15 protein-coding genes are annotated in these 13,532 nt (G+C 48.2%); 3 read left to right on the top strand and 12 right to left on the bottom strand.

Translation table 11 applies throughout. The features are described 5' to 3' along the window. Window positions 1–13: 13 nt before the first annotated feature. From L1N97_RS12260 to trmJ, 11 genes are all read right to left on the bottom strand, one after another. Window positions 14–1,141 (bottom strand): bifunctional tRNA (adenosine(37)-C2)-methyltransferase TrmG/ribosomal RNA large subunit methyltransferase RlmN, encoded by a 1,128-nt coding sequence (locus L1N97_RS12260; RefSeq protein ID WP_236129988.1) that lies wholly within the window; start codon window positions 1,139–1,141, stop codon window positions 14–16. Window positions 1,142–1,281: 140 nt separating this feature from the next. Further along, window positions 1,282–1,713 carry a nucleoside-diphosphate kinase gene (gene ndk / locus L1N97_RS12255; RefSeq protein ID WP_226751093.1) on the bottom strand — a complete coding sequence of 144 codons (432 nt, stop codon included), beginning with the start codon at window positions 1,711–1,713 and terminating at the stop codon, window positions 1,282–1,284. Between the two features lie 160 nt (window positions 1,714–1,873). After that, the gene (fdx, locus tag L1N97_RS12250; RefSeq protein WP_226751092.1) at window positions 1,874–2,212 is read right to left on the bottom strand and encodes an ISC system 2Fe-2S type ferredoxin; all 339 of its coding nucleotides are present in this window, start codon (window positions 2,210–2,212) and stop codon (window positions 1,874–1,876) included. 3 nt (window positions 2,213–2,215) lie between these two features. Further along, window positions 2,216–4,072: a Fe-S protein assembly chaperone HscA gene (gene hscA / locus L1N97_RS12245; RefSeq protein WP_236129987.1), complete on the bottom strand. Its 1,857-nt coding sequence runs from the start codon at window positions 4,070–4,072 to the stop codon at window positions 2,216–2,218. A 7-nt stretch (window positions 4,073–4,079) separates the two neighbouring features. After that, complete coding sequence (hscB, locus tag L1N97_RS12240) at window positions 4,080–4,604, bottom strand: co-chaperone HscB (RefSeq protein WP_229586541.1); 525 nt, start codon at window positions 4,602–4,604, stop codon at window positions 4,080–4,082. An 18-nt stretch (window positions 4,605–4,622) separates the two neighbouring features. Next, window positions 4,623–4,946 (bottom strand): iron-sulfur cluster assembly protein IscA, encoded by a 324-nt coding sequence (gene iscA, locus L1N97_RS12235; protein ID WP_229586539.1) that lies wholly within the window; start codon window positions 4,944–4,946, stop codon window positions 4,623–4,625. Window positions 4,947–4,952: 6 nt separating this feature from the next. Next, on the bottom strand, window positions 4,953–5,336 hold the full coding sequence (gene iscU, locus L1N97_RS12230) for a Fe-S cluster assembly scaffold IscU (protein WP_226751088.1): 384 nt from the start codon (window positions 5,334–5,336) through the stop codon (window positions 4,953–4,955). 36 nt (window positions 5,337–5,372) lie between these two features. Further along, entirely contained in the window at window positions 5,373–6,587 is a 1,215-nt protein-coding gene (locus L1N97_RS12225) for an IscS subfamily cysteine desulfurase (RefSeq protein WP_236129986.1), read from the bottom strand. 17 nt (window positions 6,588–6,604) lie between these two features. Continuing rightward, a complete protein-coding gene (gene iscR, locus L1N97_RS12220) occupies window positions 6,605–7,084 on the bottom strand; it encodes a Fe-S cluster assembly transcriptional regulator IscR (protein WP_226751086.1) in 480 nt (159 codons plus the stop codon). A gap of 262 nt (window positions 7,085–7,346) precedes the next feature. Next, a complete protein-coding gene (gene cysE, locus L1N97_RS12215; protein WP_236129985.1) occupies window positions 7,347–8,156 on the bottom strand; it encodes a serine O-acetyltransferase in 810 nt (269 codons plus the stop codon). A 5-nt stretch (window positions 8,157–8,161) separates the two neighbouring features. Then, the gene (gene trmJ / locus L1N97_RS12210; protein ID WP_229586533.1) at window positions 8,162–8,905 is read right to left on the bottom strand and encodes a tRNA (cytosine(32)/uridine(32)-2'-O)-methyltransferase TrmJ; all 744 of its coding nucleotides are present in this window, start codon (window positions 8,903–8,905) and stop codon (window positions 8,162–8,164) included. 180 nt (window positions 8,906–9,085) lie between these two features. Between trmJ and L1N97_RS12205 the strand changes: the two genes are divergently transcribed. From L1N97_RS12205 to L1N97_RS12195, 3 genes are all read left to right on the top strand, one after another. After that, entirely contained in the window at window positions 9,086–9,895 is an 810-nt protein-coding gene (locus tag L1N97_RS12205) for a class I SAM-dependent methyltransferase (protein WP_229586532.1), read from the top strand. Between the two features lie 20 nt (window positions 9,896–9,915). Beyond that, a complete protein-coding gene (purD, locus tag L1N97_RS12200; protein WP_236129984.1) occupies window positions 9,916–11,205 on the top strand; it encodes a phosphoribosylamine--glycine ligase in 1,290 nt (429 codons plus the stop codon). Between the two features lie 97 nt (window positions 11,206–11,302). Continuing rightward, complete coding sequence (locus L1N97_RS12195; protein ID WP_236129983.1) at window positions 11,303–13,075, top strand: ExeM/NucH family extracellular endonuclease; 1,773 nt, start codon at window positions 11,303–11,305, stop codon at window positions 13,073–13,075. On the opposite strand, the gene L1N97_RS12190 is transcribed toward L1N97_RS12195, so the two are convergent. Beyond that, complete coding sequence (locus L1N97_RS12190; protein WP_229586526.1) at window positions 13,072–13,467, bottom strand: MAPEG family protein; 396 nt, start codon at window positions 13,465–13,467, stop codon at window positions 13,072–13,074. The two genes, L1N97_RS12195 and L1N97_RS12190, sit on opposite strands and share 4 nt — an antisense overlap. Window positions 13,468–13,532 lie beyond the last annotated feature (65 nt).

Genomic DNA, 13,532 nt, shown 5'->3' with positions numbered 1-13,532 from the left:
GCGTTCCCTTTTGTTATTGCAGCTCTTTTATTGTGATTGACTCACCTTTTTGCTGCTTTTTCATTAAACGTTTAGTTCGGTCGATAACATCACCAACCAGCTGCCCGCAAGCCGCATCAATATCATCGCCTCGGGTTTTACGTACCATAACAGTAAAACCATGTTCTTGTAAGACCTTGTTAAAACGATCAATCCTAGAATTGCTCGAACGCTTATAAGGCGATCCAGGGTAAGGATTAAATGGAATTAAGTTAATCTTAGCAGGGGTTTCTTTTAAAGCGAGAGCCAGTTCATGCGCTTGCTCCATGCTGTCATTGATGCCATCGAGCATAACGTACTCTACGGTGACTTTATCGTTGGCTTTTGATTGCGCAACATAGCGCCGTGAAGCCGCTAAAAACTCTTCCATGGGGTACTTTTTGTTGACTGGAACCAACTGATCGCGTAAAGCGTTATTGGGGGCGTGTAACGAAATGGCCAAAGCGACATCAATGCGCTCACGTAATAAATCTAACGCGGGCACAACACCCGAGGTGCTTAAAGTGACACGACGTTTAGATAAACCAAAACCGAAGTCTTCCATCATCAGTTCCATCGCAGGCACAACGTTATTCAAATTTAGCAGTGGCTCGCCCATGCCCATCATCACCACATTAGTCACGGGTTTTACACCAGTATCGCCATAGCTGCCGATAATTTGGCAAACACGCCAAACCTGACCGATGATTTCTGAGACAGATAAATTACGGTTAAACCCTTGCTGCGCAGTAGAGCAAAATGAACAATCTAGCGCACAACCCACCTGAGAAGAAACACAAAGTGTACGGCGATCTTTTTCGGGGATCCAAACGGTTTCAACTTCTTGACCACCCGCTAAGGCCATCACAAACTTGATGGTGCCATCGGCGCTATCTTGCCGCGTCGCCACGACCGGGGCTTTAATTTCGCAGCGCGTTTTTAAAACATCGCGTAGCTTTTTGTTAATATTGGTCATCTTGTCGAAATCATCGACACAGTAATGGTATATCCACTTCATTACCTGATCGGCACGAAACGGTTTTTCGCCAAGCGTGACAAAAAATTCCTGCATCTGCGATCGGGTAAGATCTAACAAATTAACTAAAGTGGATGAGCTACTCATTCCAGGATACTCCTGCTAACCAATATAACTATCTATTCAGAACAATAACTTACGCTATTGTCGTCATGCTCACCGCAGTGAGGGCATTAATGCACAAAAGGGGCTCGCGCCCCCTTTGTTTGTTCACTTAACGCTGAAAATTAACGTGTGCGGCTGCACAGCTCAGCTTCAGTGAAAAAGTAAGCGATTTCACGCGCAGCAGAAGCCGCAGCGTCAGAACCGTGTACCGCGTTCTCGTCGATGCTAGCAGCGAAATCTGCACGTAAAGTACCCGCGAAAGCATCTTTCGGGTTAGTAGCACCCATGATTTCACGGTTTTTACGAACGGCATCTTCACCTTCTAACACTTGAACCATTACTGGGCCAGACGTCATGAAAGAAACTAATGCATTGAAGAATGGACGCTCTTTGTGCTCAGCGTAGAAACCTTCAGCCTGTTCTTGGCTTAAGTGTAACATCTTGGCAGCAACAATGCGTAAACCTGCAGATTCGAAACGGCTGTAGATAGCACCGATGTGGTTCTTGGCTACGGCATCAGGTTTTACGATAGAGAAAGTACGTTCTAAGGCCATGTCTGGCTCCTATTAATCTAATAAAGGGTTAAAAAATTTGGGCGGCAAATTATACGCTAAAAGTTATAAAAAACCTAGCTTGAAGAAAAGATTGCCTAGGGAGGTAACACACTTACTGCGCTCTGTGCTGCGACTAGGCAGCGCAGAGCGCTAGCGGGGCTTAATGCCCTTCGCTGACCATATTCAGGGTATATTTCGGGATCTCAACCACTAAGTCGTCATTGGCAATTCGCGCCTGACAACCTAAGCGAGATTCCGGCTCTAAACCCCAAGCCTTGTCCAGCATGTCTTCTTCTAACTCGTCACTTTCGTTTAACGAGTAAAAACCTTCACGTACCACAATATGGCAGGTAGTACAGGCACAAGACTTTTCACAAGCATGTTCAATGGCAATACCGTTGCGCAGTGCAACATCTAATACCGTTTCGCCACTTTTAGCGTCGAGAGCCGCGCCTTCAGGGCATAATTCGGCATGGGGTAAAAATACGATTTGTGGCATAACTTAGACCTCATCTACCTTATGACCTTGCAGCGCTAAACGAATAGATTTATCCATGCGAAGAGCTGCAAATTCATCTGTTAACTGGTTGGTATGTTCTATGGCAGCTTTAATGGCCGCGGTATCTTGTTGCTGACGTAACTCACTTAAGGTGGCTAACGCCTGCTTAATGTCGGCTTGCTTCTGCTCATCAAGTAACGCCGCATCAGAGGCTAACGCCACACTAACGGCTTCAATGACTCGTTCTGCTTCAACTTGCTGCTCACGCAACAAGCGCTGCTGCATATCTTGTCTGGCGTGCTGCATCGAGCCACTGATCATACTAGCAATTTGATCATCACTTAAACCATAAGACGGCTTCACTTGAATACTGGCTTGCACACCGGTCGATTTCTCTTCGGCACTGACATTGAGTAAACCATCGGCATCAACCTGAAAGGTTACGCGAATATGAGCGCCACCGGCAGGCATCGGAGGAATACCGCGTAATTCAAAGCGTGCTAAAGAACGGCAATCTTCGACTAATTCGCGCTCACCTTGCACGACATGAATCGCCATCGCCGTTTGACCATCTTTGAAGGTGGTAAACTCTTGGGCACGCGACACCGGGATCACCGTATTGCGTGGAATAATTTTTTCGGTTAACCCGCCCATGGTCTCAATGCCTAACGACAGTGGGATCACATCGAGCAACAAGGTTTCATTGTCTGCTTTATTACCCACCAGCACATTGGCTTGAATAGCCGCGCCTAAGGCCACCACTTTATCAGGGTCGATACTGGTTAATGGCTCGGTATTAAAAAACTCTGCCACTTGCTGCCTGACAAGGGGGACTCGGGTAGACCCACCAACCATCACCACTTTTAACACTTCATCGGTGGTCAAGTCAGCATCGCGAAGGGTTTGACGGCAAGCCCGGATGGTTTTTTTCACCAACGTCAGAATTAACTGATCTAACTCAGTACGGGTTAAAGTTCCCTTCACCTCTTGTTGATCGGCAGTAAAATGATAATCGCAACGAGCTTTATCGGTTAATGCTTCTTTCAAGGCCCGAGCTTGCTGCTGATATTGGCGCTGAGCACTAAAGGATAAATCAGTTTGGCCGCTACGTTCTTTCAATTCGCTAACAATGGCTTGATCAAAATCGTCACCACCGAGTGCTGAGTCCCCCCCGGTCGCCAGTACTTCAAACACGCCGTGACGCAAACGTAAGATGGAGATATCAAAGGTACCGCCGCCTAAATCGTAAACGGCAATGACGCCCTCTTGGCCACTGTCGAGGCCATAAGCTAAGGCTGCCGCTGTTGGCTCATTTAATAAGCGCAGCACGGTTAAACCGGCTAACTTAGCGGCATCTTTGGTTGCCTGGCGCTGAGCATCATCAAAATAAGCCGGTACGGTGATGACTACGCCATTCAATTCGCCACCGAGTGTTTCACTGGCGGTATTCGCTAAAGTAGCCAGAATTTCAGCAGAGATCTCTACCGGGTTTTTGATACCCTGTACCGTTTCGATAGCGACTAAGCCGGTTTGCTCCACTAAGCGGTAAGGTAGCGCATTGGCTAAAGCCACGGTTTCTTGATAGCCCTTGCCCATTAAACGCTTAACCGAAACAATCGTATTTTCAGCATCGCTAACGGCAGCGGCTTCGGCAGCACTACCGACTTGCACACCGTCTTTAGTGTAACGAACCACGGAAGGAACCATCGCTTCGCCTGCTTGGTTTAGCAAAGTTTTTGCTTCACCACTGCGTACCGTTGCAACTAAGGAATTAGTGGTGCCCAGATCAATGCCTGCGGCCAACCGATGTTTATGCGGGGCCGCACTTTGGCCCGGCTCTGCAATTTGTAGTAAAGCCATAGTGAAATTAGTCTTGTAGTTGCTGTTCGATTAACTCCAGCTCTTGCTGCAGTTTATAAAAGAATTTTAATTTACGTACCAACTCGGCGGCGAGCTGATCTTGTTCAGCGCTCTGCTCAACCAGAGCTTCGCTTAACGCCTTTAACAGCTGTTTGCGTTGCTGCTGGATCTGTTGCTCAATAGCAAACAAGGCCGCTTCTGGATCGGCCTCGTCTTGTAATTCTGCTAGTTGCTCGCGCAATTCCATTTGCTGCATTAAAAACAGCGGGTCGGTAAAACTGCGCTGTTCATTGCTAATTTTCAAACCACGCAACGCTAACATATGCTCAGCCCGCAGCAAAGGCTGCTTTAGGCTGTGATAAGCATCGTTAATGTTGGCCGTTTGCTGCACCGACATCAAGCGATCACGCTCAGAGCCGGCCGCAAAATTATCGGGGTGAAAACGCTTTTGCAACGACAAATAACGCGAACCTAATTCGGTTAGATCCAGTTCAAATGTCTCAGGTAAATCAAACAACCGAAAGTAATTCATGCTACCTCAGGGTCTGCATTACACTGTAAAGCTTTCGCCACAACCGCATTCGCCGTTGACGTTCGGATTGTTAAATTGAAAACCTTCATTCAGGCCTTCTTTAACAAAATCAAGCTGCGTGCCGTCGATATATACCAAGCTTTTGCCATCCACAATAAGTTTTAAACCATGATCTTCAAACACTTGATCATCGTCGTTCAACTCATCAACAAATTCCAGTACATATGCCAATCCAGAACAGCCGGTGGTTTTTATCCCTACGCGCAGGCCAACACCTTTACCGCGATTATGCAGATAACTACTGACCCGCTCGGCCGCCGCTGCTGTCATTGAAATCGCCATCGGGCATTAGCCTCCGTGCTTTTGTTTGTAATCTGCGATAGCGGCTTTAATAGCATCTTCAGCTAAAATTGAGCAGTGAATTTTTACCGGTGGTAAAGCGAGTTCCTGCGCAATATCGGTGTTTTTAATTAGCTGTGCTTCGTCTAAGGTTTTACCTTTTACCCACTCAGTAACCAGTGAGCTTGAAGCGATAGCACTACCACAACCGTACGTTTTGAACTTCGCATCTTCGATGATGCCTTGCTCATTGACTTTGATTTGTAGTTTCATTACGTCACCACAAGCCGGCGCACCCACCATGCCGGTGGCAACGGTTGGATCATCTTTAGCAAAAGCGCCAACGTTGCGTGGATTTTCGTAGTGATCAATAACTTTATTGCTGTAAGCCATGTTAATACCCTCTGTTGTGGCGATAGCGCCTAGTGTTTAGTGCGCCACCCAGGCCACAGTGTTTAAATCGATACCGTCTTTATACATATCCCATAACGGCGACATTTCACGTAATTTATCGATAGCGGCATGCACGATCTTAATAGTGTGGTCAACTTGCTCTTCCGTAGTGAAACGGCCGATACTAAAACGAATTGAACTGTGCGCCAGTTCGTCAGTTAAGCCCAGTGCGCGCAGCACATAAGATGGCTCTAAACTGGCCGACGTACAGGCAGAACCTGACGATACTGCAATATCTTTTAATGCCATGATTAAAGACTCACCTTCAACATAGTTAAAGCTGATGTTAGTGATCCCTGGCACACGATGTTCGGCATCGCCATTTAAGAAAACTTGTTCAATATCTTTAATGCCATTCCATAAGCGATCACGTAACGCGGTGATCCGGATATTTTCTGAAGCCATTTCTTCTTTAGCAATGCGGAAAGACTCGCCCATCGCGACGATTTGGTGCGTGGCTAAAGTACCAGAACGCATACCACGCTCATGACCACCACCGTGCGTTTGTGCTTCTAAACGAATGCGTGGTTTGCGCCGCACATACAAAGCACCAATGCCTTTCGGGCCGTAAGTTTTATGACCAGAGAAGGCCATTAAATCGACTTTTAAGGTTTGTAAATCGATCGCTACTTTGCCGGTTGCTTGCGCCGCGTCAACATGGAAAATAATGCCTTTACTGCGACATAATTCACCGATAGCCGCAATATCTTGCACCACACCAATTTCGTTGTTTACAAACATAATGCTGATGATCGTGGTGTCAGGGCGGATGGCTTGTTCTAGCTTCGCTAAATCGACTAAACCGTTAGCTTCAACATCTAGATAGGTCACTTCAAAGCCATCGCGCTCCAATTGGCGCATAGTATCTAATACCGCTTTGTGTTCTGTTTTGACCGTGATCAGGTGTTTACCTTTTTTATGGTAAAACTCGGCCGCACCTTTAATGGCTAGATTATTTGATTCAGTGGCACCAGAGGTAAACACGATCTCACGTGGATCAGCATTGACTAAGTCGGCGATCTGACTGCGTGCAATTTCTACCGCCTCTTCAGCTTGCCAGCCAAAACGATGCGAGCGTGACGCAGGATTACCAAACTGGCCATCCATTGTCAAAAATTGCATCATCTTTTCTGCAACCCGCGGGTCAACCGGGGTTGTTGCAGCATAGTCTAAATATATTGGTAGCTTCATGGTTTGCTCCGTTGCGCTTACAGCTGACAACTGACGTCGATATCAGTGGCAGGATTCTTTAACTTACGGCTTTGTTGCTGAGCGGTTTGCCGCACTTCTTGTTGATTGACCAGTTCTTCTAACGAAATATTGGTCAGAAAGTCTTCTATACGGTGGCTTAAATTACTCCACAGCGTATGGGTTAAGCAGCGAGTGCCGCCGTGGCAATCGGATTTGCCTTGGCAGCGTGTGGCATCTACGGACTCATCTACCGCAGCGATCACGGCAGAGATAGAGATTGCCGCTGCTGCCATACCTAATTGGTAACCGCCGCCGGGGCCACGTACACTGCTTACTAGCCCGTGCTTGCGTAAACGAGCGAATAATTGTTCAAGATAAGAAAGTGAGATCCCTTGTCGCTCTGATATATCTGCAAGAGGTACAGGTCCCTGTACTGCGTGTAAAGCAACGTCTAACATTGCAGTCACGGCATAACGGCCTTTTGAAGTTAATCGCATAATTGGCTCCCATTTCAGAATGGGGTCCATTTTACATTCCTGACTATTTTAGTCAAGTATTAACCCTAGTGTTTTAGTCAGGTATTAACCGAACACCCGCCTGTTCAGCATGGCTTGCTTGCTCTAAATCAACCTTTACAGGCTAAGGGTGAACTGCGGCAATGCAGTTCATCATCGCGCCTCAGGGATGATTCAAGGCGTATTAAGCTGAGCAAACCGCGTCATGCTAAAGCCTAAACTTATCGGTATTCGCGATTAGCCGTTAGACCCGCGGATCAAACACTTCTTCATCTTTACAGCGCTGCTCGGCAGCGCGTTGCTCTGCTTCCCGAAAATCACTTTCTTCAATATTGACCGTGGGCACTTCTTCACACACATTGCCCCCCAGCGCATTAACACTGTGACAGAGTTCAGCGACCTTATTGTCGAGCACTTGGATATGATCCAACAAACTGCCAATCGCATTGGCAACCGGATCCGGGTTATCTGCCGCTACCGCGTAGGCATCAAAGCCATATTTCTTGGCTAAATGTTGTCGCTGTTTGGATACATCGGCATCGGGCTTAGATACAACGCGCCCTGGAATACCGATAACCGTTGCTGCCTTCGGCACATCTTTAACCACGACCGCGTTGGAACCGATACGGGCATTGTCGCCCACCATTAACGGCCCGAGTACTTTGGCACCGGCACCAATGACCACGCCATTTCCTAAAGTAGGATGCCGTTTACCCGGATTCCAGCTCGTACCGCCCAAGGTCACGCCATGGTACAGCGTACAATCATCGCCAATTTCAGCCGTTTCACCTATGACCACGCCCATACCATGATCGATAAAAAACCGTCTGCCAATTTTAGCGCCAGGATGAATTTCCACCCCCGTTAGCCAGCGCCCCAGGGTACTGAGCCAACGCGCTAACCAACGCCACTGAGCACGCCATAAACGATGACTTAAGCGATGTATCCAAATGGCATGTAGGCCAGGGTAAGTTGTGAGAACTTCAAAGGCACTGCGTGCTGCCGGATCGCGCTCAAATACACTTCGGATATCTTCTTTGATGCCGGAGAACATGCCTATTATTCCTTGTGACTCGTGTGATCAATTTTTTCAAGACGCTGCATCGAGGTTAAAATGCCGCGTAAAATGTTGTATTCCGCCTCTTCAGGTCGAGCGCGGGTAAACAAGCGCTTCAGTTTTGTCATCACCACACCCGGATGCTGCTTAATAATAAAGCCCGTGTGCTGCAAGGCGGTTTCTAGGTGTTGATAAAAGTTTTCCATCTGCGCTGAGCTTGGGTATTTTTCATCATCCGCGACCTCAGGTACCGGCTTGGCCGCTAAATGCGCCATTCGCACTTCGTAACAAATAATCTGTACGGCCATCGCCAAGTTAAGCGAGCTGTACTCTGGATTGGCATCAATACACACATGGTACTGACACAGCTGCAGCTCTTCATTACTTAAGCCGCTGCTTTCTCTGCCAAACACTAACGCCACCGGTGCTGCCGTAGCTTCTGCTACTGCTTTTAAGCCACATTCACGCGGTGATAACATGGGCCAACTTAAGGTGCGAGAACGCGCACTACTGCCGACCACTAAACTGCAATCGGCCACGGCTTCGGCTAAAGATTCAAACGTTTGCGCGTTAGCTAAAATTTCACTGGCGCCCGCAGCTAAGGCATAGGCTTGGCCGTCAGGGGCGGTTTTCGGTGCAACCAGACAAAGCTGTGACAAACCCATCGTTTTCATAGCTCGAGCAACCGAACCCATGTTACCCGTATGTGTCGTGCCCACCAATACCACTTTAATCTGATCTAACATAATGCAACCCACACTAAAAAAGGTGGCTATTCTAGCATAGCCACGGCAGATTGTAGCTTGAAAATTAGCAGTCTAGCCACCTAAAAAAACAAAAGTGCCTATTTATTGGGCCACGAAAGACGCTGCAATTCTGCAGTTGCTTTGCTAAACTACAGCCACCCCTAAAAGGAGCTCACCATTATGTTACGTTTCAGCAAAATATTAAGCCTGACTGCTTTATTATGCAGCTTGCCACTTGCCGCAAATGAAGCTTTAGAAACCGCCGTAAAAAATCCGCTACGTACACCTGAATATATACAGCGTGATCAATACCGCAATCCGGTCGCTACCTTGGCCTTTTTTGACGTTACGCCACAAAGCACCGTTGTTGAAATCTCTCCCGGCGGCGGTTGGTACACGGAAATTATCGCGCCACTCGTTGCTGAAAAAGGCATGTACTATGCGGCACATTTTCCAGCCAACTCGTCAGAATATGGTCAGCGTAGCCGCACAGCCTTTATCGAAAAAATGGCGAGCCAACCACAATACAGTAAAGTTCAGGTCACCGAGTTTTCCGCTGCTGGCGGTGTTACCATTGCTCCTGCTAACTCAGCCGATGTGGTATTAACCTTCCGTAATTTACACAATTGGTATATTGGCGGTGGTGAAGACGCGCTGGTTGCAGCCTATAAGCAGTTTTTTACCGCATTAAAACCAGGTGGCGTATTAGGTGTGGTTGAACACCGCTTACCTGAAAGCCAATTAAACACCGAATGGACACGCAGCGGTTACATGCCACAAAGCATGGCGGTGCGTTTAGCCGAGCAAGCGGGTTTTGTATTTGAAGGCAGCAGCGAAATCAATGCCAACGCCAAAGATACTGCCAACCACCCTTCAGGTGTGTGGACTTTGCCACCCACTTTACGTTTAGGTGAACAAGATAGAGCAAAATATCAAGCTATCGGCGAAAGCGATCGCATGACGTTAAAATTCCGCAAACCCCTTAACTAACAGAGCAAACGGACAAACTGATGAAAGTATTGGTAATTGGCGGCGGTGGTCGTGAACACGCCCTAGCGTGGAAAGCAGCACAATCTCCACTGGCAACCGAAGTATTTGTCGCACCAGGCAACGCGGGCACCGCTCGCGAAGCGGCGTTGCAAAATGTCGCTATTGCTGCCGATGATGTGGCAGGTTTACTGGCTTTTGCCCAACAACAACAGATTGATCTGACGATTGTTGGCCCTGAAGCGCCTTTAGCCAAAGGCGTAGTCGATCGCTTTCGTGCAGCAGGTTTAGCCATTTTTGGCCCAACTCAAGCTGCGGCACAATTAGAAAGCTCAAAAGCTTTTGCCAAAGACTTTTTGGCACGGCACAACATTCCTACAGCCGCTTACCAAAACTTTACTGAAATTGCGCCGGCGAAAGCCTATGTAAAAAGCCTCGGCACGCCGATAGTGATCAAAGCCGACGGCTTAGCCGCAGGTAAAGGTGTCATTATCGCGCAAACCGAGGCAGAGGCTTTTGCCGCTATCGACGATATGCTGGCGGGTAATAAATTTGGTGATGCTGGCAGTCGCGTGGTCATTGAAGAATTCCTGACCGGTGAAGAAGCCTCGTTTATTGTGATGGTGGATGGCAGCCATGCCTTGGCTTTTGCCTCTTCGCAGGATCATAAAGCGCGTGATAACGGCGATAAAGGCCCAAATACGGGTGGTATGGGTGCCTATTCTCCTGCCCCCGTAGTCACCCCTGCGGTGCATGATTGGGTTATGCAGCAGGTGATTGCGCCTACCGTTAAAGGTATGGCCGCTGAAGGTAATGTATTTACCGGCTTTTTATATGCAGGTTTAATGATTGCCGCAGATGGCTCGGCGAAAGTGTTAGAGTTTAACTGTCGCTTTGGCGATCCGGAAACACAACCGATTATGCTGCGCTTAGAGTCAGATCTTGTCGCTTTATGTCAAAGTGCGGTGCAAGGTCAATTAGCACAAACCGACATTCAATTTAGCCCTAAAGCGGCAGTAGGTGTGGTGATGGCTGCTGGGGGTTACCCTGATGCCTATGCTAAAGGCACCGTGATCCATGGTTTAGACGATGCCGCAGCCCTTGCGGGTAAAGTGTTTCATGCCGGAACCGAACTGGTTGGCAACGATGTCGTGACGAACGGTGGCCGCGTGTTATGTGCCACCGCATTGGGTAACAGCGTTACCGAGGCACAACAAGCGGCCTATCAGCTTGTGACAAAAATTCATTGGGATAATGTGTATTATCGCCATGATATTGGCTATCGCGCGATTGCGCGTGAGCAACAAGCTTAACGCTTTTATTAGCCAGTAGGCTAATTAGCTTTGCCCTAATTAAAGGGTGTTAAAAGGTGCTTCGGCACCTTTTTTATCGGCTTTCAAAGGATAGATTATGCGAATTATTGCACTCGGTTTTATCAGTTTATGTCTAGCAGCATGTCAGCAACCGCCCACCGCTTGTGGCGAAACCACTCATAGCATTGCGCAAGTTCAAGGCACGGCAGAAATCAGCCCACTGCTTGGACAACACGTTACACTGCAAGGTGTGGTATTAGCCCCCGTCTACCTCGATGGGCCTATGCCAGGGCTCATGTTACAAAGTGTCGAGCCTGATAATGATCCACTTACCGCTGAAGGGATTTTACTCAGCCTCGCGGATGCGGCAAATTATCAAGTCGGGCAGATCTTAACGGTACAAGGCACCGTCGCTGAAATTGAACAACAGACCAGCCTAGTGGATGCTACCGTGCTTAACACCTGCGGCCAGAGCAGCACACAGCCTTTAGCCTTGAGCTTACCGCTGGCAGCAGAACAAAGTTGGGAAGCTTATGAAGGGATGTGGGTGGCATTTAGCCAACCGCTGTTAGTCGCCGATACCTATCCTTTAGGTCGTTATGGCGAAATTTTACTGGCGAATGAACGTTTAATGGTGCCGACGCAAGTGGTCACTCCGGGTGAGGCGGCCGCAAAACTGGCAGAGCAACAAAACCGCCAAGAAATCTGGTTAGATGATGGCCATTGGCAACAAAACCCCGACCCTCTGCCGTATCCTAATACCGGCTTAAGCGCCAACAGCACTTTGCGTATTGGCGATCAGGTATTAAATGTTGCCGGTATAGTACATCAAGATGAGCGCGGCTATCGCATTTTGCCCACGTCACAAGCGCAGTTTGTCAGTGCTAATCCGCGGCCTGCTGCACCGACGCCGGTGCAACAGAACGAACTGCGAATTGCCAGTTATAATGTGCTGAATTTCTTTACCGGCCATGGCCAAGATAAGCCTTTCCCAACACGCCGAGGAGCTCGTTCACCCGCTGAATTAGCCAGACAACAAGCCAAATTAGTTGAAGCGCTCGTCGCCTTAGACGCTGATATTATTGGTCTGCTAGAACTAGAAAATAATGGCTACGATGAGGGCAGCGCTATTGCGACGCTATTAGCCGCTGTTAATGCGCGCAGTGCCTCACCTTACCAGATGATCACCACGGCAGTTTCACCCGGCTCAGATGCCATAAAAGTCGGTATGTTTTATCGCTCAGAGCGCATTGAAGCCATTGGACAAACCGCAGTTAATACCGCAGCGCCGTTTACCCGTTTGCATCGGCCACCGCTGGCGCAAAGTTTTCGGCATATCGCCTCAAACCAACAACTCACCTTGGCACTGGGTCACTTAAAATCTAAAGGCAGTTGCCCTCGCGCTAATGCCAGTGATTATGCACTACAAAAAGATCAAGCTGATGGTCAAGCGTGTTGGAATGCGGCTCGAGTAGAAGCCGTGACCGCGCTACAGCAATGGTTAACGACCACGCCCACTGGCATCACCACACCCTATCAAGTAGTGCTAGGTGATTTAAATGCCTATCGTTTTGAAGATCCGATTACCTATCTAGAACAGCAAGGCTGGCAATATTTAGATGAGAATAAACACGCCTCCTACTCATTTGTATTCAGAGGCCGAGCCGGATCCTTAGATCACATGTTAGCTAGCCCAGCCTTGGCACAACAGCTGAGCCATTTTCAGCACTGGCCCATTAATGCGGATGAACCGGTGTTACTGGATTACAGCTTACGCTTTAAATCAGCGACGCAGCAGCAACAATTATATGCGCCAACACCCTATCGCTCTTCTGACCACGATCCGATTATTGCTACCTTCCGCTTTTAAGGTAATTCGGCTAACGCCATCAGCATTAAGCTGATGGCTGCCGCTATCGAGCCAAGCCAAATTAAACTGCGCGCGGCCGCCCAATTTAACCAGTAGCATAATAAATAGCCCAGCCGACAAACCACAAACAACCAGGCAGCGATGAGCATTGAGCTTGTGACATTCCCCGCGGCAACCACAAATACCATCGCCGCAATATATAACCCTAAAGCTTCAAAACTGTTGTAATGCGCCGCAGTACAACGTTCCCCAAAGTCTTTTAATAATGCTTGTTGCCGCCGAGGATAATGATTGTCATAGCCCCCGGCTTGTTGCATTGCCCACACCAAAGGCGCCTTGGCTAAATAAGGCATCACCGCAACGATTAATAAGGTTAGCAGCATATCTGCCATGGCATTCTCCAAAAATATCGTATTAAACCTACTGTGGCTTTGTACTGGTTCAGCTCATTTCGGAT

Source organism: Rheinheimera sp. UJ63 (assembly GCF_021568285.1).
Lineage (GTDB): Bacteria > Pseudomonadota > Gammaproteobacteria > Enterobacterales > Alteromonadaceae > Alishewanella > Alishewanella maricola.
The sequence above is the reverse complement of the archived record's forward strand: the minus strand, read 5'-3'. Positions and strand labels throughout refer to the sequence as shown.